Origin of the sequence: Actinoallomurus acaciae (assembly GCF_042429965.1) — a bacterium.
Classification (GTDB): Bacteria; Actinomycetota; Actinomycetes; order Streptosporangiales; family Streptosporangiaceae; genus Actinoallomurus; species Actinoallomurus acaciae.
This window is the reverse complement of the sequence record NZ_JBHLZP010000015.1, coordinates 1-20,222: the sequence shown is the minus strand read 5'-3', so window position 1 is coordinate 20,222 and position 20,222 is coordinate 1. Positions and strand designations below refer to the sequence as shown.

At 71.5% G+C, this 20,222-nt stretch carries 21 protein-coding genes; 12 read left to right on the top strand and 9 right to left on the bottom strand.

Features of this window, described 5'->3' with window-relative positions:
- Positions 1-13: 13 nt before the first annotated feature.
- Entirely contained in the window at positions 14-694 is a 681-nt protein-coding gene (locus tag ACFFNX_RS04025; RefSeq protein ID WP_378195262.1) for a TetR/AcrR family transcriptional regulator, read from the top strand.
- A 49-nt stretch (positions 695-743) separates the two neighbouring features.
- Here ACFFNX_RS04025 and ACFFNX_RS04020 read toward each other — a convergent pair whose 3' ends face one another.
- Together ACFFNX_RS04020 and ACFFNX_RS04015 are read right to left on the bottom strand one after the other, a co-directional pair.
- Positions 744-1,280 carry a hypothetical protein gene (locus tag ACFFNX_RS04020; RefSeq protein ID WP_378195259.1) on the bottom strand — a complete coding sequence of 179 codons (537 nt, stop codon included), beginning with the start codon at positions 1,278-1,280 and terminating at the stop codon, positions 744-746.
- A gap of 26 nt (positions 1,281-1,306) precedes the next feature.
- A complete protein-coding gene (locus ACFFNX_RS04015) occupies positions 1,307-2,614 on the bottom strand; it encodes a hypothetical protein (protein WP_378195257.1) in 1,308 nt (435 codons plus the stop codon).
- Between the two features lie 204 nt (positions 2,615-2,818).
- Here ACFFNX_RS04015 and ACFFNX_RS04010 point away from each other — a divergent pair, with 204 nt between their 5' ends.
- From ACFFNX_RS04010 to ACFFNX_RS03995, 4 genes are all read left to right on the top strand, one after another.
- Positions 2,819-3,232, top strand: a complete 414-nt coding sequence (locus ACFFNX_RS04010) for a Fur family transcriptional regulator (protein ID WP_378195254.1) — start codon at positions 2,819-2,821, stop codon at positions 3,230-3,232.
- An 85-nt stretch (positions 3,233-3,317) separates the two neighbouring features.
- The gene (cbiM, locus tag ACFFNX_RS04005) at positions 3,318-4,394 is read left to right on the top strand and encodes a cobalt transporter CbiM (protein ID WP_378195251.1); all 1,077 of its coding nucleotides are present in this window, start codon (positions 3,318-3,320) and stop codon (positions 4,392-4,394) included.
- Positions 4,391-5,329 (top strand): cobalt ECF transporter T component CbiQ, encoded by a 939-nt coding sequence (cbiQ, locus tag ACFFNX_RS04000; RefSeq protein WP_378195248.1) that lies wholly within the window; start codon positions 4,391-4,393, stop codon positions 5,327-5,329. The genes cbiM and cbiQ overlap by 4 nt, the downstream gene beginning before the upstream one ends.
- Positions 5,319-6,128 carry an energy-coupling factor ABC transporter ATP-binding protein gene (locus ACFFNX_RS03995; protein WP_378195245.1) on the top strand — a complete coding sequence of 270 codons (810 nt, stop codon included), beginning with the start codon at positions 5,319-5,321 and terminating at the stop codon, positions 6,126-6,128. Before cbiQ ends, ACFFNX_RS03995 begins: the two co-directional genes overlap by 11 nt.
- Before the next feature lie 530 nt (positions 6,129-6,658).
- On the opposite strand, the gene ACFFNX_RS03990 is transcribed toward ACFFNX_RS03995, so the two are convergent.
- On the bottom strand, positions 6,659-7,261 hold the full coding sequence (locus ACFFNX_RS03990) for a superoxide dismutase (protein WP_378195242.1): 603 nt from the start codon (positions 7,259-7,261) through the stop codon (positions 6,659-6,661).
- A gap of 205 nt (positions 7,262-7,466) precedes the next feature.
- On the opposite strand from ACFFNX_RS03990, the gene ACFFNX_RS03985 reads away from it, so the two are divergent.
- The gene (locus tag ACFFNX_RS03985) at positions 7,467-8,306 is read left to right on the top strand and encodes an SCO4651 family lipoprotein (protein WP_378195238.1); all 840 of its coding nucleotides are present in this window, start codon (positions 7,467-7,469) and stop codon (positions 8,304-8,306) included.
- A 96-nt stretch (positions 8,307-8,402) separates the two neighbouring features.
- Here the strand turns inward: ACFFNX_RS03985 and ACFFNX_RS03980 are convergent, their stop codons facing one another.
- Entirely contained in the window at positions 8,403-8,981 is a 579-nt protein-coding gene (locus tag ACFFNX_RS03980) for a DUF1707 SHOCT-like domain-containing protein (protein WP_378195235.1), read from the bottom strand.
- A gap of 68 nt (positions 8,982-9,049) precedes the next feature.
- Here ACFFNX_RS03980 and ACFFNX_RS03975 point away from each other — a divergent pair, with 68 nt between their 5' ends.
- Both ACFFNX_RS03975 and ACFFNX_RS03970 read left to right on the top strand, forming a co-directional pair.
- Positions 9,050-9,250: a hypothetical protein gene (locus ACFFNX_RS03975; protein WP_378195233.1), complete on the top strand. Its 201-nt coding sequence runs from the start codon at positions 9,050-9,052 to the stop codon at positions 9,248-9,250.
- Positions 9,251-9,456: 206 nt separating this feature from the next.
- Positions 9,457-10,503 carry an alpha/beta hydrolase gene (locus ACFFNX_RS03970; RefSeq protein WP_378195230.1) on the top strand — a complete coding sequence of 349 codons (1,047 nt, stop codon included), beginning with the start codon at positions 9,457-9,459 and terminating at the stop codon, positions 10,501-10,503.
- 195 nt (positions 10,504-10,698) lie between these two features.
- On the opposite strand, the gene ACFFNX_RS03965 is transcribed toward ACFFNX_RS03970, so the two are convergent.
- On the bottom strand, positions 10,699-11,460 hold the full coding sequence (locus tag ACFFNX_RS03965; RefSeq protein ID WP_378195228.1) for an SDR family oxidoreductase: 762 nt from the start codon (positions 11,458-11,460) through the stop codon (positions 10,699-10,701).
- A 214-nt stretch (positions 11,461-11,674) separates the two neighbouring features.
- On the opposite strand from ACFFNX_RS03965, the gene ACFFNX_RS03960 reads away from it, so the two are divergent.
- The gene (locus ACFFNX_RS03960) at positions 11,675-12,511 is read left to right on the top strand and encodes a helix-turn-helix domain-containing protein (RefSeq protein ID WP_378195225.1); all 837 of its coding nucleotides are present in this window, start codon (positions 11,675-11,677) and stop codon (positions 12,509-12,511) included.
- Between the two features lie 127 nt (positions 12,512-12,638).
- The gene (ligA, locus tag ACFFNX_RS03955) at positions 12,639-14,714 is read left to right on the top strand and encodes an NAD-dependent DNA ligase LigA (RefSeq protein WP_378195222.1); all 2,076 of its coding nucleotides are present in this window, start codon (positions 12,639-12,641) and stop codon (positions 14,712-14,714) included.
- A gap of 90 nt (positions 14,715-14,804) precedes the next feature.
- Here the strand turns inward: ligA and ACFFNX_RS03950 are convergent, their stop codons facing one another.
- Positions 14,805-16,307: an MFS transporter gene (locus ACFFNX_RS03950; RefSeq protein ID WP_378195219.1), complete on the bottom strand. Its 1,503-nt coding sequence runs from the start codon at positions 16,305-16,307 to the stop codon at positions 14,805-14,807.
- A 162-nt stretch (positions 16,308-16,469) separates the two neighbouring features.
- Complete coding sequence (locus ACFFNX_RS03945) at positions 16,470-16,910, bottom strand: YybH family protein (protein WP_378195215.1); 441 nt, start codon at positions 16,908-16,910, stop codon at positions 16,470-16,472.
- 170 nt (positions 16,911-17,080) lie between these two features.
- Between ACFFNX_RS03945 and sigJ the strand changes: the two genes are divergently transcribed.
- The gene (gene sigJ / locus ACFFNX_RS03940) at positions 17,081-18,025 is read left to right on the top strand and encodes an RNA polymerase sigma factor SigJ (RefSeq protein ID WP_378195212.1); all 945 of its coding nucleotides are present in this window, start codon (positions 17,081-17,083) and stop codon (positions 18,023-18,025) included.
- A 167-nt stretch (positions 18,026-18,192) separates the two neighbouring features.
- Here the strand turns inward: sigJ and ACFFNX_RS03935 are convergent, their stop codons facing one another.
- Positions 18,193-18,807 (bottom strand): TetR/AcrR family transcriptional regulator, encoded by a 615-nt coding sequence (locus tag ACFFNX_RS03935; protein WP_378195209.1) that lies wholly within the window; start codon positions 18,805-18,807, stop codon positions 18,193-18,195.
- A 110-nt stretch (positions 18,808-18,917) separates the two neighbouring features.
- Between ACFFNX_RS03935 and ACFFNX_RS03930 the strand changes: the two genes are divergently transcribed.
- Positions 18,918-19,862 (top strand): alpha/beta fold hydrolase, encoded by a 945-nt coding sequence (locus tag ACFFNX_RS03930; protein WP_378195207.1) that lies wholly within the window; start codon positions 18,918-18,920, stop codon positions 19,860-19,862.
- A gap of 23 nt (positions 19,863-19,885) precedes the next feature.
- On the opposite strand, the gene ACFFNX_RS03925 is transcribed toward ACFFNX_RS03930, so the two are convergent.
- A partial coding sequence (locus tag ACFFNX_RS03925; protein ID WP_378195204.1) for a TetR-like C-terminal domain-containing protein occupies positions 19,886-20,222 on the bottom strand: 337 nt, incomplete at its 5' end.

Here is a 20,222-nt window from a genome sequence, read left to right as displayed (position 1 = left end):
GTACGATGTATCCATGACTGTCTGGGACCGGCCGGAGCCGCCGACTCGCCCCGTGCCGCTCGACCGGGAGCGGATCGTCGCCGCCGCCGTCGCGCTGGCCGACGAGGGCGGGCTGGAGGCGGTGTCGTTGCGCAAGGTCGCCGCCCGGCTGGACGTCGGCCCGATGCGGCTGTACGGATACATCTCCACCAAGGAGGAGCTGTTCGACCTCATGGTGGACGAGGTCCACGCCGAGATCCTCCCCGAGGAGGAGCCCGGCGACTGGCGGGAGGCGCTGCGCGTCCGCGCCCACCGCACCAGGCAGGCCACCCGCCGTCACGAATGGCTGGCCGACCTGCTCGGTGGCCGTCCGACCCTGGGCCCGAACGCTCTCGCCGTGACCGAGGCCACGCTGGCCGCTCTCGACGGCCTCGCCGACCTCGACACCGTCATGCGCGCCGTGGAGACCGTCAGCGCCTACTCCACCGGCGCGATCAGGCGCGAGATCGCGAACCTGCGGGCCGAGCGCGCCACGGGCCTGTCCAAGCGCGACTGGCAGCGCGCCTCCGGCCCGCACGTGAGGAGGATGCTGGCCACGGGCCGCTTCCCGGCGCTGGCCAAGGCGGTGCACGACGGCGCGGAGGTGGACGCCGAGGAGTCCTTCGCGACCGGCCTGGACTGGGTCCTCGACGCCGTGGCCGCCAAACTCACGTGACGCGGCGTCGCCAGGCCTGCCGTGGTGATCGGCTTGGCGGGCGGGAGGCCTACGGCCGGCGACCGGCGGGGCGCGCGGCCGCTGGCAGCTGTCCTGCGGTCGCCGGACTCCAGCGCGCGAGTGCGTCGCCGAGCCCGGGCACCGACGCGATCACCCGATGCGCGATCGGATCGGTGTGCTGGAGGAAGGCGAAGTGGCGGGCCGCGTGGGCGGCGACGTGGCCGGTCGTCAGCTCTTCCGGGGACGGGGCGGCGGGAGCGGCCGACCGTGCCGGTGCGGGTGTCCGCAGGGGTACGGCGGGAAGCTCGGGCCGGGGATCGGGACAGCAGGCGTAGGTGAGGATGACGCGGTCCGCCGGCTCGTGCCGCCAGCTGGTGGAGTGCAGAAGGTGCGCCGTGGCGTGTTCGGACAGGCCGAGCAGTCCGCGGGCGACGTCGTCGGGGCGCCGGCCGGCGTGGAGTTCCCGGGAGAGCCGACGGTAGGCCAGGCCGTCCGGGAGCAGGACACGAAAGACCAGGACCTCCACCACGACCGTGGAGGCGGCCGTGCCGGGCAGGACCGCACCGGACGCTTGCTGCGAACTCATCGCAGTAGCATGTCAGATGCAGTTGATCAGGATGACGCGTCCGCCGGAGAGCCATCGGCCGCGGGCGGCGTCCCCGGCGGCCGCGGGGTGCGGATACGCCAGTCACTGCCGTACGGCGTGTCGCGGAGCTCTATGCCGGCCGCGGTCAGCGCTTCACGGATGCGGTCGGCCAGGCCGTACAGACCGGTGCCGCGTAGTTCATTCCGTACGTCGACCAGTGGCTGGATCGCGGGCTCGAGAAGCCGGTGCGGATCGCGGAAGCCGCGGGCGGCGGCCTGGCCGAGGCGGACGATGAGGCTCCGCACGACGTTCCGGGCCCAGTCGGCGCCCTCGTCCTCTTCGGTGTCGGCCGCCCAGGCCGCGACGGCGGTCTCGATGTCGAGGACGACCTGGACCATCGTGCCCGCCTCACCTCCGCGCTCGGCCGCCTTGAAGCGTTCTTCGCCGTCCAACACCGCATCACGCAGGGTGGCCGCCCGGGGCGCCGGCCGCTCCGGCACGTCGGCCTGCCTGCGCGCCGGTCGCCGCCCCGTGCCGCGTACGAGCGACCGCAGTTCGGACAGCGCGATCGTCTCGGCCGTGGGAACGACGATGTCACCTCCCCGGCGCCGTACGGTCAGGCCTCCCCGGCCGTGGACCTCGACCCGGTCGTTGTCGGCGTCGATGACCACCGCGGTGCGCTCGTCGACGCCGAGCACCGCGGCGTCGTCGGGCAACTCCCTCTCGATCAGGCGGAGGCGGCGTTCGCCGAGATAGCAGTACCGGGTGTCGTGGGTGCCGCCCTCGGTGTTGTCGTAGTGCGGGATGACGGCGACCTTCAAGCCGTGGCGGCCGAGCACGTCCAGCCCCGCCAGCCAGTGCGGCGGATACCCGGCCTTGTAGACCTCATAGACCGGCAGTGACAGCAGCCCCAGGGTGCAGGCGGCCGCCGAGGCGAACACGAGCACGGCCCGCCCCGTCCGCGCGTGGTCGGCCAGCGCCGCGCCGACGGGTCCGCCTCTCCAGAGCCCGAGGGCGTACGAGGGGCTGCCCGGCCCGGCGAACACCCAGTCCGCCGACCGCAGCGCCGCCACACCCCGGTCGGCGGCGGGGTCCTGCGCCGTGCGCAGACCGGGAGGCACGCCCACCCGCAGGTCGACGCTGCGCGCGAAGTACCCCTGGGCCCGGGTGGAGATGTCGGCGGCGTTCTCCTGGAACCCGTACGGGCTCTCCAGCAGCACCGCCGCGCTCGGACGGGCGAGGGCGACCACGCACCGATGCACGCGGACCATCGTCGGGCTGGTCTCACCCGATCCCATCAACGTGATCAGGTGGCGGCTCTCGTCGGCGGTCACGTGCCGGCGACGACCGCGAAGCGATGGTCACCGCCCAGCAGGCGCTCCCAGGGCGGCCGGGGCGAGGCGATGGCCCATTCGTGTCGGTCGGCTTCGGGCATTGACCCTCCCGGAGGACGTGGCACTATCGCAATATCAACGCAGTTGCGAACATTCCGCAATACCTTGGGGTCCGGTCACCACGGATGCCGATGGAGTCATCAAATGGAGACGGAGCAGCGCGCCACCGAGGCGGTCGAGCTCATGCGCTCGGCCGGATTGCGGATCACCCGTACCCGACGGGTGATCGTCAAGGTCCTGGCGGGGAGCGATCGCCACCTGAGCGCGGAGCGCGTCTTCACGCTGCTGGCCGGCGCCGGCGAGCGCGTCGACCTGGCCACGGTGCACCGCACCATGACGACGCTGGTCGAGCTGGGTCTCGCGCACGCGGTGAACACGCCGCAGGCGGCGGTGTTCGGGCTGACCCATCGGCCGCACGCGCACGCGGTGTGCCGCTCGTGCGGAGAGACGGCCGACACCGCCCGCCTGGAGCCGCCGGGGGACGCACCGCCGGGCTTTCACATCGACGGCATGGTGCTGCAGGGCACCTGCGGCCGGTGCACCCGATCCCCCCTCTAGCTCCGGCAGCCGCGGTGATCTACCTTATTGCCAGAAGGTCGCAACTGCGATCATGATGCGACACGAGTGGCAGGGAGCAGACGCCATGCACATCCCCGACGGGTACCTCAGCCCCCAGACGTGCGCGGTGGGCTTCGTCGCGGCGATCCCGGTGTGGACCATCGCGGTCCGCCGGGTGCAACGGGTGGTGAAGAACCGGCATGTGCCCACCCTCGCGGTGCTGTCGGCGGTCAGCTTCCTGGTGATGATGTTCAACGTGCCGATCCCGGACGGCACGACCGCGCACGCCGTCGGCGCGACGATCATCGCGATATTGCTGGGACCATGGGCGGCGGTGCTGGCGGTCAGTGTGGCGCTGGCCTTCCAGGCCCTGTTGTTCGGTGACGGCGGAGTCCTGGCGTACGGGTTCAACTGCGTGAACATGGCGGTCATCGCGCCGTTCGCGGGCCTTCTCATCTACCGGCTGCTGTCCGGCGGCGCGGAGCTGACCAGCCCCCGCCGGCCGGTCGCGGCGGCCATCGGCGGCTACGTCGGCATCAACCTCGCCGCACTCGCCGCGGCGATCGAGCTCGGGCTGCAACCGACGCTGTTCCACAACTCCGCGGGCGTCCCGCTGTACGCGCCGTATCACCTGTCCCAGACCATCCCGGCGATGGCGCTGGCCCACCTGACGGTCGCCGGTGCCGCCGAGGCGATCCTGACCGCGGGCGTCGTGACGTACCTGCAGCGCGCCAACATCGGGCTGCTGCGCGTCAACCACCCGAACGTGCCGGTGCCCGGCGAGGCCGCCGGGAGGACTCCGCGCCGCGTCCGCCCCATCACCATCGCGCTCGGCGCCGTGGCGGTCATGGTGGTGCTCACCCCGCTCGGGCTGCTCGCCCCCGGCGGCGCGTTCGGCGAGGACGCGCCCGAAGACCTGGACCTGCACAAGTACCACCTGAACGCGGTGCCCAGCGGACTGAACAAGTACAACGGCTTCTGGCACCACGCGATTTTCAACGGCTATGACTTCAGCTCCGACTCCCACCCGACCGTCGGCTACGTCATCTCCGCCATCGTCGGCATCGCGGTGATCGGCGCGGTCATCTTCCTCATCGGCGCCGCCGTCCGGTGGTTCACCGGCCGGCGCGCCTCCCACCAGGAGCCGGCGCAGCAGTCATGACCCAGGCCGCCGAGGAGTCCCTGCGCGTTCCCGAATGGCTGCTGCAGGGCGAGCTGGCGATGTGCCCGTGCGGGTGCGTCGGCAAGCGCAAGAAGGGCAGCTACGTCGAGAAGACCCTGAGCGGCGGGGCCGGGCTGCTGCGGCAGGTGATGTTCAGCGACGACGTCTCCGCCCAGGGCGGTCTGCTGCAACGTCTGGACCCGCGGGTGAAGTTCGTCTCGCTGATCGTGCTGCTGGTCGCCGGCGGGCTGGCGCGCAACATCCCGACGCTGCTGGCGATGTACGCGGTCACGCTCGCCCTCGCGGCGGCGTCGAGGCTGCCGATCGGCTTCTTCGTCAAACGCGTCTGGCTGTTCGTGCCGATCTTCACCGGCATCGTCGTCCTGCCCGCCACGCTCTCGGTCGTCACGCATGGGCACGTCGTGCTGACCCTGTGGCACTGGCACGGCCACGCCGAGGGGTTCACCGGCCAGGGCCTCACCTCGGCCGGGCTGGTCGTCAGCCGTGTCGCGGTCTCCATCTCCCTGGTGGTGCTGCTCACCCTCACCACGCCCTGGGTGCGGCTGCTGGCCGCGCTGCGCGCCGTCGGCGTCCCGCGCATCTTCATCTTGATCATCGGAATGGCCTACCGGTACATCTTCCTGCTGCTGGGCGCGGTCACCGACATGTACGAGGCCCGTAAGGCCCGTACGATCGGTGCGACCGCCCACGACCGGGGCGCACGCGCGTTCGTGGGCGCGACCGGCGGAGCCCTGTTCGGCAAGGCCCACCAGCTGTCCGAAGAGGTGCACCAGGCGATGACCGCCCGCGGCTACCGCGGTGACGCCAAGACCCTCGAACGCTTCGCCCTCACCCGCTTCGACGTCCTGGCCGCGGTCTGCTGCCTCGCACTCGCCGCGGCCGTCCTGACCGGAGACCACTTCCTTGGCCACTGAACCCGCCACCGGCACCGCGCCGGCCCCGGCCGCCGAACGGGAGATCCAGCTCGCCTGCCACGAGGTGTCCTACTCCTACCTCGACCGGTTCCCGGCACTGGATGAGATCTCGCTGAGCGTACGGGCCGGTGAGCGGGTCGCGCTGCTCGGCGCGAACGGATGCGGCAAGTCCACACTGCTCAAGCTCCTCGACGGCCTGATCTTCCCCACCTCCGGGGAGTTCACCGCCTTCGACCATCCGGTCACCGAGGACACCCTTGAAGACGAGCAGTTCTCCGAGGCGTTCCGTTCCCGCGTCGGGTTCGTGTTCCAGAACTCCGACGCCCAGGTGTTCTCCCCCACCGTCCGCGAGGAGGTCGCCTTCGGCCCGCTCCAACTCGGCCACACGCCCGAGCAGGCGCAGGTGCGCGTGGAGGAGACCCTCGCCATGCTGGGCATCGCCGACCTCGCCGACCGCGCGCCGTTCCAGCTGTCCGGCGGGCAGAAGAAGCGCGTCGCCATCGCCGGCGTGCTGGCGACCAACCCCGAGGTCCTGCTGTTCGACGAGCCCACCGCCGCACTCGACCCACGCTCGCAGTACTGGCTGACCGACCTCATCGAACAGCTCGGCGCCGCCGGCAAGACCATCGTCCACGCCACCCACGACCTGGACGTACTCCCCCAGATCGCCGACCGCTGCGTGGTCTTCTCCGAAGAGCACCGCATCGTCGCCGAAGGCACCCCCACCGAGATCCTCGCCGACCGCGACCTGCTCCTGTCGGTCAACCTCATCCACGCCCGGTCCCGCCTGCCGCACTGACCGGCTTCGCCGGAAGGCGACATGAGTGATGGGCAGGTCGGTCCCGCCGTCGCGGCTGGGAAACACGGAGATGTGGATGCCCTGGCTGCCGCGGATCGAGACGGGGAACCGCGCCGGAGCGTACGCGGCCGGGGTTCTCGGCCCTGTACCAGGCGATACCACGTACCAGGCGATACCACCCGCCGGGGCGTGATCCGCCCGGCGAGGTCCGGCACGAACCGCCCGGTCCACGGACCCGCCGCCAGGACCACCTGCCGTACGCGGTGGTCCCGGTCGGGTGTGCGGACGCGCCCGCCATCGCCCGCGCGTCGAGGACCTCATGCGAAAGAGAGAACTCCTCGATGGAGGACAGCACGTTGCCGACGTCATCCGATACAGCCCGATGAGGGAATGTGTCGCGTTCAGGGCGGTTGGACCATGATGGAGATCGATCTCGATCGGCATCGCGCCTCCCGCGATGTGAGCGGCGCCCACCGGGCCGGCGGAGACGATGTTCGCAGCACGCTCACCGGCTCGGCGGGCGCCGCGGCTTATTTCGCCCGCGCCGCCTCGAAACGCGCGTTGACGTCGTCCCAGTTGACCAGCGACCACAGTTTCTGCACGTAGTCGGGACGCACGTTGCGGTACTGCAGGTAGTACGCGTGCTCCCACGCGTCGAAGACCAGCAGCGGCGTCGTGTTCATCCCGACGTTGCCGTGGTGGTCATAGATCTGCTCGACCACCAGCCGGCGGCTCAGCGGCTCCCAGGCCAGCACGCCCCAGCCCGACCCCTGCACCGTGGAGGTCGCGCTGGACAACTGCTTGGCGAAGGCGTCGAAGGACCCGAAGTGCTCATCGATCGCCGCGGCCAGCTCACCGTCCGGCCGGTCGCCGCCGTCCGGTGACAGGTTGTCCCAGAAGATCGTGTGCAGCACGTGCCCGGACAGGTTGAACGCGAACGTCTTCTCCAGTCCGACCAGACCCCCGAACTGCTCGGACTCCCGCGCCTCCTCCAACCGCTCCAGGGTGTCGTTGGCGCCCTTGACGTACGCGGCGTGGTGCTTGGCGTGATGCAGCTCCAGGATCTCCCCGGTGATCGCGGGCTCCAAGGCGGCGTAGTCGTAGGGCAGATCCGGCAGTGAGTAGGTAGCCATGCGTCCACTATTGCAAAGATGTCGCAGCTACATCAAGGTTGCAATTAGGCGTCCACGGCTACCGGCCTGCGTACCGGGCCCGGGAACTCTGCGGCGGGTGCGGCACAGATCCACCGACTGGTGGCACAGGTAACCGGATCGGCGCCGCGGCGCGTCCTGACAGTGGCCACGACGTCGTGGCCGGGAATCGGAGGAACCCGCCGTGATGACGATGGCCGGTCGATGCGTGGCCGGTGCCGCCGGGCTCGCGCTGGTCGTATCGCTGATGGGATGCTCGGCGAACGGGAACAGGCCCGGCCGCGCCGGGGATTCGCCCGTGACGGCCGCCGAGGCGATGGGCCAGGCGGCGAGTCGGCTCCGCTCCGTCCAGAGCTACCAGGCGTCGGTCTCGGTCTCCACCGTCGTGGGCAGCACCAGGAAACATCTGTTCGGCGAGATGACGAGCCGGTCGAAGGACCAGGCCCTGAAGTACGACGTCCCCTTCTTCGACAAGGACGGGAACGCCATCTCGGACTCGACCCAGATCCTCCTCGGGGACAGGCTGTACATCAAGAACCAGGTACTGCTCGAGGTCATCCACAAATCCTGGATCGGCATCCCGCTCGGCGGGCTGAAGCCGGCCGACACCCACGTCACGGCCCTGCTGGCCCAGATCCACCAGCCCGACCCGCTGCTGCACGCCAGGATGTTCACCGCCTCCCGGGACGTGCACCTGGTCGGCCGGGAGACGACGGGCGGCACGCCCACCACCCGCTACCAGGGCACGTTCGTCCTCAGCGACGCGCTGGCCAGGCTGGACGCCCCCGAACGCACCGAGGCACAGGCGGTCTACGGACCGTTCGGCACCACCCCGTACTTCGAGGTCTGGATCGATGACCACCGGCTGGTCCGCAAGATCAACATCGTCAGCAGACGCGGGGCGAAGCACCGGGTCAACGCGACCGTGAACTACTCCACCTTCGACACCCCGGTCTCGATCGCCGCGCCGCCCTCGAACGACCTGGAGAACCTCCCCGGCTCCGCCACCGAGAACATCCCGATCTGACGGCCGTGGTTCCTCGCGCCGCACCTGGTCCAGCCGCGATCGTGCACCTCGACAGGCCGTGCCACGGCGTGCGAGATGTCAGGCCCGGATACCGCGTCACCGGCGCGGCGCCTGCCACCGGGCGTCGATCCGGCCGTGCCGTATCCGGCCTGTCAGGCGGACGTGCAGCGTCTCCGGCGTGTCCTCGCCCGCGTCCCGGCTGATCGCCAGCCGGCTGTGCCGCGCCGACAACTCGTTGGCGTCCACCACCATGCCCGGCGCGAGGACCAGTTCCACGTTGCCGCCGCGTACCCGCAACTCGATGACCAGCTCCGGCCCGCTGCGCACCGCGCTGGTCAAGTCCAGCACCACGTCGCACCACGCGGTGCGCAGCGCCAGCCGGTGCGGCAGCGTCCACCGGCCGTCGCGGCGCACCGTGCCGTGCTTCTCCTTGATGGTGAGCACGTCGGCGAGCGGCGGCTTGAGCGCACCGCCGCCTGACGCCGCGATCAGATCGGCGGTGAGCGGGGCCAGCGCGTCGATGGTGCGGGCGGCCAGCGCCGCGTCCAGCCGCTCGTCGAACTCGACCGGGTCCAGCCGGCCGTCGGCGACGGCGGCACGCAACAGTTCGATGACCCGGTCACGGTCCGCGTCGGACGCACGCAACGCGGGTGAGCTGGGCGGATCTGCCGTCATCCGGCCTCCTTCGCGGGCGAATCGCTGACCGATCGGCCTGAGAAGACCGATACCTGGGCGATTTTGCGATGGTAGGCGACGAAGGCGTACGCGGCGATGAGGCACCGGGCGAGGGTGGTCCCGATGCCGACGTGGACCGGCTGTCGCGCGAAGGTCCCGCTTCCCATGTCGCCGAAGAGCCGGAACGCGGCGCGGGTTACGCCCGTCCCGATCGTGATCGGCAGGATTCCCGGATCGCGCCGCCGAACACGCCGACGAACAGGACATGAGGGCGATCGGCCTGGCCGGGTAGCCCCCCGGCGCGCGACCTGACGCTTCCCGCGATCCCGGCAGCTGACCGGGCGTGGCTGGATGTGGTCAAAGCCTTCACCCGCGATGCGACGCGGCAGACGATCACGGCGGCACCGGCCGGCGCGAGGCGGCGGGAACGGTGTGCCGGGCATGCGTCAGCGCAGGGACCACGAGGAGGCCTCGGATGAGCGCGGATCGTCGGGAAGCCGGAACGCAGGGCCGCGAAGGGCGCGCGGTCCCACGGCTGGCCGGACTGGCGCTGGCCGCGGTGCTGGCATGCCTGGCCGCGGTGGCGACACCGGCCAGTGCCGGCGCCGCGGCTCAGGCGGCGCCGGCGCGGACCGCCGTCGCCGACGATGGGGCGCATGTCGTGGCGCGGCAATGGATCGACGCGCGCACGCTCGACCTGACCATCGATTCGCCGGCGATGGAGGCCGACGAGCAGGTGCGGCTCCTCCTGCCCCCCGACGCGAACGCTCATCCGCATCGGCGCTGGCCGGTCCTCTACCTCCTGCACGGATGCTGCGACAGCTACGTCAGCTGGACGCGCTCCACGGACGTGGAGCGGTTGACCGCCGGGACGGACGTACTCGTGGTCATGCCCGAGGCCGGCACCGACGGCTTCTACTCCGACTGGTGGAACGGCGGCAGCGGCGGCTCGCCCCGCTGGGAGACGTTCCATCTCACCGAGCTGCGCCAGATCCTGGAACGCGGATTCCGGGCCGGCCCGAGACGGGCGGTCGCCGGCCTGTCCATGGGCGGGTACGGAGCGATGAAGTACGCCGAGACGGGCCTGTTCCGCGCCGCCGCCTCCTACAGCGGTGTCCTGGACCCGCTCAGCGATCCCGGCGGCGTGCTCGCCCACCTCTACCCGGACGCTCTCTGGGGCGACCCCGTCGCCCAGCGCGCCGTCTGGAAGGCGAACGACCCCACGGATCACGCCGACCTCCTGCACGGGATCAGGCTGTTCGTCGCCTCCGGCAACGGACTGCCCGGCGGCCCGTACGACGGGTCCTCGCAGACCACCGACGGCACCGAGGCCGAGGTCCACGCCGAATCCCGCAACTTCGTCCACGCGCTGCGGCGGGCGCACGTGCCCGTCACCACCGACTTCTACGGACCCGGCCACCACGCCTGGCAGTACTGGCAGCGGGACCTGCACCGGTCCTTCCCCATGCTGATGCGCGCGATCGGCGCCCAGGCGGCCTCGGCCGGCCAGGCCGCGGCGTGAGTCCCCGGCCGTACCGGCGCGACCTCGGCGTCACCGCCGAGGCCTCAGCGGTGGACCCGGACGGCGGCCATCGCCGCCATGGCTCAAGGCGCCGCCCGCGACGCAGGGGTTCCGACGCCTCGTACACGCGGCCCGCGTGGGCGGGACCGGCGCCCCGGCCGGACGACCCGGACGGGCCGGAAACCGGAATCGTGCCTACCGACGGCCCGGGAGCATCGCGAGGGCCTGTGACCGCTGGGCGACCAGTTCGGCGTACGTGCCGTCGCGCTCGGCCCACCGGTGCATCAGCACGCCCTTGACGAGGATCTCGTGCGGAGTCGGGTCGGTCCGGAGCAGGTCCATCACCTCGGTGGCGAACTCGGCCAGGTCGAGCGCGCGGGGGTTGCTCCGCGCGACCTCCGGTGTGGTGGCGACGGCCGGGGGGACGAGTTCGCAGACCTCGACGCCGGTGCCGTCCAGTTGCGCGCGCAACGCCTCGGAGTAGGCGTGCACGCCGGCCTTGGAGGCGGCGTAGGTCGGCATGACCGGGAACGGCAGGAACCCGATGCCCGAGGTGACCGTGATGATGGTGCCGGCGCCGCGTCCGATCAGGTGCGGGGTGAACGCGTCGATGAGGCGGATGGTGCCGAGGAGGTTGGTGTCGATCGTCTTCTCCGCGGCATCGAAGTGTGCGGGATCGCGCAGGTCCTCGGGGATCATGACCCCGGACATCGTCACGATGGTGTCGAGGTCCGGATGGCCGTGCAGGATCGTGTCGCGGGCACGGTCGATGCCGTCCTGGTCGGTCACGTCGATGGGTACGGTGGCGAACCCCTCGGCCGCGCGCCGGCCGAGCAGGTCGGTTCGCCGGCCGCCGACGATGACGGTGCTGCCGGCCGCGGCGAGGCGGCGGGCGAGCTCGAGGCCGATTCCCGAGGTGGCGCCGGCGATGAAGACGGTGCGGTCGGTGATGTCCATTGGTCTCTCCTGTTCAGGGCGCCGACGGCGACAAGCCGGTGGGCGCGGCCGATGACGGTCCGGGTCACCGGCCGGGGCTCGGCTCACGTCCGGTCCACGAGCGCGGCGACGCCTTCAGCGTCGATCCGTGCTCCGGCCGGAGGCAGTACCCCCGTCTTCCGGGGTCCTGTCAGGGCCCCCTTGGCGGAGAGCACCCTGAACTACGATCCTGAACATGAGCGACGGCGACCGCGCCAACCTGCTGGGCGGTTATCTGCGTGCCCGGCGGGCGCTGGTCACACCGGAGCAGGCCGGGCTTCCGGCGGGTGCGAACCGCCGCGTTCCCGGGCTTCGCCGCGAAGAGGTCGCCCTGCTCGCGGGCATCAGCGCCGACTACTACCTGCGGCTGGAGCGCGGCCGCGACAAGAACCCCTCACCGCAGGTCCTCGAGTCGCTCGCGCGGGTGCTGCGCCTTGACGAGCTCGAACAGGAATACCTCCTCGGCCTGGTCTCCTCGCGCCCGAGGCCGCGGCGGCGCCGGAAGCCTGAACGCGTGCCCGCACGGTTGCATCAGCTCCTGGCGAGCGTGCAGGTTCCCGCGTTCGTGGAAGGGCGCGCGTTCGACGTGCTCGCCTCCAACCGGCTCGCGGTCGCGCTCTCTCCGCGCCTCCAGCCCGGGTACAACCGTCTGCGGTCGCTGCTCCTCGATCCGGAGGAGCAGGCGTTCCAGCAGGACTGGACGCGCTCCGCGGAAGGATTCATCGCCGCCTTCAGGAAGTCCATCGGCGACGACACCGACGATCCGCGCTTCGTGGAACTGGTGGGCGAGCTCGCCCTGTCGAGCGAGCGGTTCCGGGCTCTCTGGGCGCGCCACGATGTCCGCGGCCTCGACGGCGGCACCACCACCGTGAACCATCCCGTCGTCGGTGAGCTGCGCCTGCACCGGGACAAGCTCCCCGTGGACGGCCTGCTCCTGGTCCTCTACTACGCCGATCAGGGTGGTGAGAGCGATGAGAAACTCCGCCTCCTCGCCTCCATGGCCCGGACGACACCCACGCGAGCCGCACGGTGACCTGACCGCCGAACATCGTTCGACCCGGCGCGTACGCCGCCGACCTGCGGGTCTCCTGCTCCGTGGGGGGCCTGCGAAGGGGGCTCGCGGGCGCCGGGAGTGTCAGTGCCGTACGGCGGATGACGGCATGACCGAGGCTCTGGAACTCCCCGCGCTGGGCGATGAGGCCGCATACCGGCAGGCGGTCGCCGAGGCGGTCGCCGCCGCGGCGGCCTACTACGACGATGGCTCCACAGCGCTGGACGATGACGCCTACGACCGGCTGGTGCGGCGGATCGCGGCGTACGAGGACGCGCACCCGGACCAGGTGGCGCCGGACTCACCGACCGGGAAGGTCGCCGGCGGAGCGGTCACCGGCGACGTCCCGCACACGGTCCCGATGCTGAGCCTCGACAACGTCTTCTCCGCCGCGGAGCTCACCGCCTGGGCCGCCGGGCTGGAACGGCGCCTCGGCCGGCCGGTGCAGGCCTGGAGCGTGGAGCCGAAACTCGACGGCCTGGCGGTCGCCGCCCGCTATCGGAACGGGCGGCTGGCCCGGCTCATCACCCGCGGTGACGGCATCGCCGGCGAGGACGTCTCGCACGCGATCGGGTCCGTCGTCGGCCTTCCCGACCGGCTCACCGAGCCGGTGAGCGTCGAGGTGCGCGGCGAGGTGATGATGACCGCCGCCCAGTTCGAGGCCGCGAACCTCGTCCGCGTCCAGCACGAGGGGACGCCGTTCTCCAACCCCCGCAGCGGCGCGGCCGGCACTCTGCGGGCCAAGGACCGCCCGTACAAGGTCGAGTTGACGTTCTTCGGCTACGGCGCGCTCGGTCTGGAGCGTGACGGCCGGCTCGCCCGGCGTCTGGACGAATCCGCGCACAGCGAGGTGATGGCCTATGTCGCCGAGCTGGGCGTGCAGACCACCACCGCGGCCGGAGCCGGGGCCGGCATGAGCACCGCAGCCACGCTGGAGGGGGTGCAACGGCGGGTGGAGGAGATCGCCGGCCTGCGGGCCGGGCTGGGGCTGGGCATCGACGGGATCGTCATCAAGGCCGACGCAGCCGCCGACCAGGTCGAGGCCGGGTTCAGCTCCCGCGCGCCGCGCTGGGCGATCGCCTACAAGCTCCCCGCCGCCGAAAAGATCACTCGCCTGGTCGAGGTCGAGTGGAACGTGGGGCGCACCGGCGTGATCGCGCCCCGGGCGGTGCTCGAACCCGTCGAGATCGACGGCACCACGGTCACCTACGCGACGCTGCACAACGCCGCCGACATCGCCCGCCGCGGGCTGCTGCTCGGCGACCACGTCACGGTGTACAAGGCCGGTGACGTCATCCCCCGCGTCGAAGCGCCCGTGGTGCATCTGCGCACCGGCGCGGAGACTCCCATCGCGATCCCGGAGACCTGCCCGCGCTGCGGCGGCGGGATCGACACCTCGCAGCAGCGGTGGCGCTGCCTCCAGGGCCGGTTGTGCCATGCCCTGGCGTCGATCAGTTACGCGGTCGCCCGCGACGCCCTCGACATCGAGACGCTGGGGCGCACCCGCATCGAGGCGATGCTCCGGGAAGGGCTGATCGCCGACTTCGCCGACCTGTTCACCCTCTCCTCCGAGGCCGTGCTCGGCCTGGAGCGGATGGGCGAGGTCAGCACGGCCAACCTGCTGGCGGCGATCGAGGCGGCCAAGGCCAAGCCGCTCAACAAGGTGTTCTGCGCTCTCGGCGTCCAGGGCACCGGCCGGAGCATGTCCCGCCGGATCGCCCGGCACTTCGCCACGATGGAGGCGATCCGCGCCGCCGACGCCGAAGCGTTGCAGCAGGTCGAGGGCGTCGGGCCCGAGCGCGCCGCGCTCATCGTCGCCGAGCTGCGCGGCCTGGCCCCGGTCATCGACAAGCTCGTCGCCGCCGGAGTGTCGATGACCGAGCCCGACGCCGTCGGTACGGGCACCGACGACCCGGCGGCCACGGCCGAGGCCGAGCTCCCGCTCGCCGGCAAGACCGTCGTCGTCACCGGCTCGATGACCGGCTCGCTCGCCGCGCTCTCCCGCAACGAGATGAACGAGCTCATCGAGCGCGCCGGCGGCCGGGCGTCCTCGAACGTGTCCGCCAGGACGTCCCTGCTCGTCGCCGGGGACAAGGCCGGGTCCAAGAAGGACAAGGCGGCCGGCCTGGGAGTGCCCATCACGACGCCGGAGGACTTCGCCGAGGTGATCAAGGCCTTCCTCTGAGGTCGCGCCAGGCGGTGAGCGACGACCGCACACGGCCGGCGGGTGCCTCAGCGGTCCCGGCGCCGGGGCTCTCCGGGGTCCGGCGACGTATCACGATCGGGCCGCCATGGCCTGCCGCGACGGCTCCTGGGCGGGGCCGTCCCCGGGCCGGCCCAGCGGTCCGGGGCGCAGCAGCGCGCCGCAGATGACGGCGCCGACCGCGAAGATGACGGCGCACCACCAGAACACCGTGGTGTAGCCGTGGATCGCCGCGAGCCGGACCAGCCCCGGTGTCGGCCGTCCGTGCGGGTGGTCGGCCAGGTAGCCGGTGGTGGCACCGGCCGCGATGGTGTTGAGCAGTGCGGTGCCGATCGAGCCGCCGAGCTGCTGCCCCGTGTTGATGCTCGCCGAGGCCACCCCGGCATCCTGCGGTGCCACGCCGAAGGTGCCGGTGGCGGCGATCATGCCGAAGATGAGGCCCATGCCGGCGCCGGTCACCATGAGTGGTCCGAGCAGCGCCGACGCGTAGCCCGAGTGCGCGCCGATCCTCGTCAGCCAGACCATGCCGGCCGCGTTGAGCGACATGCCGGCGATGACCATCGGCCTGGGACCGAGCCACGGCATCAGCTTGACGTTGCCCACGTTGGCCATGGTGCCGCTGAGCGCCACCATCGGCAGCATGGCGAGGCCCGAGGCGACCGCCGAGTACCCCAGGGTCACCTGCATGTAGTAGACGAGGAACAGGAAGACGCCGAACGTGCCCGCCCCGCTGATCAAGACGGTGAGGTAGGCGCCGGCGCGGTTGCGGTCGAGCACGACGCGGGGCGGCAGCAGCGGCTGCGCGGCCCGCGTCTGCCAGCCGGCGAAGACGATCAGCAGCACGACGCCGACCGCGAGGAGGCTCCAGGTCGAGGGCGTGCGCCAGCCGTGCGACGCGGCGTGGGAGAAGCCGTAGACCAGGCAGAACATCCCGCCGGACACCGCCGCCACGCCCGGGACGTCCAGCCGGCCGCCCGGCGTCCTCCCCTGCCGGCCCACCAGCAGCGCGCCTCCGGTGATCGCGATTGCGGCGAAGACCAGGTTGACGTACATGCACCACCGCCAGGACAGGTACGAGGTCAGCGCGCCGCCGAGCAGCAGCCCCAGGCCTCCTCCGGCGGCCGCGACCGCGCCGTAGACGCCGAACGCCCTGGCCCGTTCCTTCGGGTCCTTGAAGGTCGTGGCCAGCAGCGACAGGGCGGACGGCGCCAGCAGCGCGCCGAAGACCCCCTGGCAGGCGCGCGCGGTCACCAGCATCGAGAAGTCGACCGAGGCACCGCCGACGGCGGAGGCGGCCGCGAAGCCGACCAGCCCGGTCAGGAAGGTCACCCTGCGGCCGATCAGGTCGGCCAGCCGCCCGCAGAACAGCAGCAGGCCGCCGAACGACAGCGCGTACGCGGTCACGACCCACTGCCGGTCGGTGGCCGTGAACTTCAGCGCGCGCTGCGCCGACGGCAGCGCGAGGTTCATCACGGTCAGGTCGAGGACGACCATGAGCTGGGCGGCGGCGATGACGGCGAGGACCAGCCACCGTCTCCGATCCCCGGCCGCCGGGGCCGCACTGTGTGCTGCCACGATCTTCTCCTTGTCACATCGAACGTCATATCGAACGGATTCGGGTGCCCGAGGCGTGACGTCGCCGGAGTGACCGTATTGGGGCACGATGCGACGCCCCCGGGGAACGCGAGGGCCTCACGTTCCCCGGGGTGCGGCTCGTTCCGGCGTCCGCGCGACTCGTCAGGGCTCGAGGTCGGTCACTCCCCTGCCGCTCGCGATGTCGAACGGCACCGAAGCCTGGTCGTGCACGACCAGCCAATCTCCGTCGAGCTTCCGGAAGCAGAAGGTGGCCCGGACCCACATCCCGCTCGTCGCGGTCCCGTTCTCCAGCGTGCCGCTGAGCCGGCCGAAACCGTGCCCGAACGCCACGTCATCGCCCACGGTGAGTGTCAGGTCGCGCAACTCATAACTCACATCCCGGAAGAAGACGAACGCCCTCGCCCAGTTCTTCAGCTTCGCCTCCACCCCCACGTGCTGCAGCGGCGGCTCGACGTCGAAGGACACGACGTCCGTTGCGTAGAGTCGCTCCAGGACCTGGAGATCCTTGGCCCCGATTCCTTCGACGATCTTGCCGACCTGCTGCCTGATCTCGGCTTCGTCTTCCTCGCGTTGCGTGGGCATCGCTCCCCGTCCCTTTCGATCGGTGTGGAATCTCGGCTCCCACGAGTACGACGGCACAGCACCTCGGGATGTCAGGCCCGCGGCCGCCGTACCGGCGGCGACCTGACGATTCGGGGCGTCATTTCGTCGGACCGGTGAGGGCGGATCCGACCCAGGGAGTCTCCAGAACCATGACCAGCCACTCGGGACCAGGACACGACCGGTCCGACGCGGGCCTGAGCGCGATCATCGGCGAGCGGCGTCAACTGATCAATCTCGCCTACCGGCTGCTCGGCTCCCTGGCCGAGGCCGAGGACGCGGTCCAGGAGACCTACGCCCGCTGGTACGCCATGTCCCGGCAGCGGCAGGAGGCCATCGCGTCCCCCGGCGCCTGGCTGACGAAGGTCGCCAGCCGCATCTGCCTGGACGTGCTCGGCTCGGCACGGGCCCGACGCGAGCAGTACGTGGGCGAATGGGTCCCGGAGCCGCTGCCCGGCCGGACCGAGTGGATGAGCGTACGCCCGGGCACCGCCACCGCCGACCCGGCCGACCCGGCGGACCGGGTCACCCTGGACGAGTCGGTCAGCATGGCCTTCCTCGTCGCACTCGAGTCGATGACCCCGGCCCAACGCGTCGCGCTCATCCTGCACGACGTCTTCGGCTACTCCTTCGCCGAGATCGCCGAGATCACCGGCCGCACTCCGGCGGCCTGCCGCGAGCTGGCCTCCGTGGCCCGCCGCCGCGTCCGTACGTCCCGGCCGCCCGCGGCCCCGGCGGCCCACCAGGCCGACCTGGTCAGGAACTTCAAACAGGCATGGGAGGCCAGGGACATCGACACCCTCATCGGCCTCCTCGACCCCGGCGCCACCTTCACCGCGGACGGCGGCGGCCAGGTCCGCACCACGCCGCACCCGATCGAAGGCGGCGAGCGGATCGCGCAGTACATCGTCGAGCTCGCCGGCCGGACGGCCGACGAGGTGACCATTCTGGAGCGCACGGTCAACGGCCGGCCCGGCCTGACGGCCCAGCGAGCGGGCGTCACCGTGGCGGTGTACGCCTTCGAGGTCGAAGACGACCGGATCAAGCACGTCTGGGTGATCCGCAACCCCGACAAGCTCCGCGCGTGGATGGGCTGACGCCGGTTTCCCGGTCCGCCGCCGAGCCTGGGCGGTGACGGCCGTGGAGGCTCACGGCCGGTGGCGACCGATCGACGACCGCTTCGTGGATACGCGGCATATCCGGCTCGGGGTCGAGGGCGGAGCCGTTGCCGGACCTGGTGATCGGCACGCGCCCAGAGCCTCGGTCATCGGCCGGGGCCGAGGGTCTGGTGGACGATGGCGCGAACGGTCGCCACGACGTCGTCCCGACCGTAGGACGCGGTGCCGGAGATCAGGTCGTGCAGGGCGGCATGCGCCCCGTGGTAGAGGATTCGGGCGAAGACCTCCGGGGCGCCCGGCCGCAGCACTCCGGCGGTCATGCCGCGCTCGATCGCCTCGGCGAGCACGCCGATCACCCGCTGGTTGGTCTCCGCGCAGAGGGCGAGCGCCTTGGCGTCGGCGGACCCGTAGACGATGCGGTGCAGGTCGGCGTGTTCCACGGCATGCTCGATCAGCCGCTCCAGCAGTTCGGTGAGCACCTGGACGTGCGGTGGTGTCCGGTCTTTCAGGACGTCCTCGGCCAAGTCGAGGTAGCCGGCCACGTACCGCTCCCACAGCGCGGCCACGACCTGTTCCTTGGCGGAGAAGTACAGGTAGAAGGTGCCCTTGGCGACCTGCGCCCGCGTGGTGATGTCGCTGACGGTGGCGTCGGTCACACCGCGTTCGGCGAACACGTCCAGGGCCGCGTCCAGCAGTTCGGCGCGGCGTTCCCCGGCCGACTTGACCACGCGCTTGCGTGTGCCGCCCAGACCCCTGCTCATGAGATTGCCTTCCCTCACCTTGACCGACCGCCGGTCACCCCGACAGACTGACCACCGGTCATTCAACTGACCAACGGTCATTACCGTACCCCGCGAAGGAGTGACATCCGATGAGCCTGCGTTCCGGACTCGCGCTCGCCGGTGCGGCGATCGCCCTGCCGGTCCTGCTGAACCGCGGTCGCGGCGAGACGATCCCGATGGACGCCCGCGCCAGGCAGGACGCGCCCGGGTCCTTCGTCCGGCTCCGCCACGGCACCACGCACGTCATGGTGGACGGACCCGAATCGGGAGAGCCGATCCTGTTCGTTCCCGGAGCGACCCTGTCACTGTGGGTGTGGGACGGGCTGTTCGAACGGCTGGCCCGGGCCGGGTACCGGACCATCCGTTTCGACCGGTACGGCATCGGCTTCAGCGACCGCCCCGACATCGACCACGACCAGCGGCTGTTCGAGGAACAGATGATCGACCTGCTGGAGGCACTCGGCGTCGACCGTCCGGTGACACTCGTCGCACTGGCGTTCGGCGGCCCGGTCGCGGCCGAGTTCGCCGTGCACCACCCCGAGCGGGTCGCCGGTGTGTGCCTGGTCTCTCCCGACGGGTTCGGGACCCCGCTCAACCTCGGGCTGCGCCTGTCCATGCTGCCGGGGATCGGTCTGCCGTTCTTCCGGCTGACCGGAGACCGGGCGCTACGGTCACGCCTGCCCGGCTACTCGCGCGACCCGCAAGTGGTGGCCCGCGTCCGGGCGCGCCTGCTGCCGGAACTGCGCTACCAGGGCTTCAAGCGCAGCCTGCTCTCCGCCCTCGGCAACGTCCCGTTCCACGGCGCCGAATTCCTGTACCGGTTCCTGGACACCCGCGGCATCCCCGTCCAGGTCGTGTGGGGACGCGAGGACCCCATCACCCCCATGCCGCCGGAGCAGGTGCTGCGCGCCGTCTTCTCCCACGCCGACCTTCGCCTGCTCGCCGACGCGGGACACCTGCCGCACTTCGAGCGCCCCGACGAGACCGCCGCCATCGTCCTGGACTTCCTGCGCACGGCCAGAGGGCCGGCATGACGGCTCCCCCACGGCGGCCCTCCTCAACGACAGTGGGCGCGCAGGCCCTGGTCGGCGAAGGCGATCAGCCACTCGAAGCTCTCGTCGACGTCGGCGCTCCACTGGAAGCCGTTGGCCGCCTGCAACGTGGCGAAGCCGTGGCAGAGGCTGCGGAGCGTGCGCAGGGCGTGGTCCGCGTCGGACTCCGCGATGTCGTAGCCGCGCAGGACCGCCGTGAACGCGCCGAGCAGCCGCCGCCCCTCGCCGGCCAGCGGATCGTCCGGGCCGGACGGTTCGACGCCGATCGTCGCGGCGTACCGGCCGGGGTGCTCCAGGACGAAGGCGCGGAAGGCGCGCGCCGCGGCGGCCAGGGCGTCGCGG

Coding starts and splice junctions, on each gene's coding strand:
- ligA (WP_378195222.1), top strand. CDS start 12,639: ATGACCGAGGCTCTGGAACTCCCCGCGCTGGGCGATGAGGCCGCATAC.
- cbiQ (WP_378195248.1), top strand. CDS start 4,391: ATGACCCAGGCCGCCGAGGAGTCCCTGCGCGTTCCCGAATGGCTGCTG.
- sigJ (WP_378195212.1), top strand. CDS start 17,081: ATGACCAGCCACTCGGGACCAGGACACGACCGGTCCGACGCGGGCCTG.
- ACFFNX_RS03980 (WP_378195235.1), bottom strand. CDS start 8,981: ATGACGGCAGATCCGCCCAGCTCACCCGCGTTGCGTGCGTCCGACGCG.
- ACFFNX_RS04020 (WP_378195259.1), bottom strand. CDS start 1,280: ATGAGTTCGCAGCAAGCGTCCGGTGCGGTCCTGCCCGGCACGGCCGCC.
- ACFFNX_RS03985 (WP_378195238.1), top strand. CDS start 7,467: ATGACGATGGCCGGTCGATGCGTGGCCGGTGCCGCCGGGCTCGCGCTG.
- ACFFNX_RS04025 (WP_378195262.1), top strand. CDS start 14: ATGACTGTCTGGGACCGGCCGGAGCCGCCGACTCGCCCCGTGCCGCTC.
- ACFFNX_RS03960 (WP_378195225.1), top strand. CDS start 11,675: ATGAGCGACGGCGACCGCGCCAACCTGCTGGGCGGTTATCTGCGTGCC.
- ACFFNX_RS03975 (WP_378195233.1), top strand. CDS start 9,050: ATGGTAGGCGACGAAGGCGTACGCGGCGATGAGGCACCGGGCGAGGGT.
- ACFFNX_RS03970 (WP_378195230.1), top strand. CDS start 9,457: ATGAGCGCGGATCGTCGGGAAGCCGGAACGCAGGGCCGCGAAGGGCGC.
- ACFFNX_RS03965 (WP_378195228.1), bottom strand. CDS start 11,460: ATGGACATCACCGACCGCACCGTCTTCATCGCCGGCGCCACCTCGGGA.
- ACFFNX_RS04010 (WP_378195254.1), top strand. CDS start 2,819: ATGGAGACGGAGCAGCGCGCCACCGAGGCGGTCGAGCTCATGCGCTCG.
- cbiM (WP_378195251.1), top strand. CDS start 3,318: ATGCACATCCCCGACGGGTACCTCAGCCCCCAGACGTGCGCGGTGGGC.
- ACFFNX_RS03990 (WP_378195242.1), bottom strand. CDS start 7,261: ATGGCTACCTACTCACTGCCGGATCTGCCCTACGACTACGCCGCCTTG.
- ACFFNX_RS03935 (WP_378195209.1), bottom strand. CDS start 18,807: ATGAGCAGGGGTCTGGGCGGCACACGCAAGCGCGTGGTCAAGTCGGCC.
- ACFFNX_RS03930 (WP_378195207.1), top strand. CDS start 18,918: ATGAGCCTGCGTTCCGGACTCGCGCTCGCCGGTGCGGCGATCGCCCTG.
- ACFFNX_RS03945 (WP_378195215.1), bottom strand. CDS start 16,910: ATGCCCACGCAACGCGAGGAAGACGAAGCCGAGATCAGGCAGCAGGTC.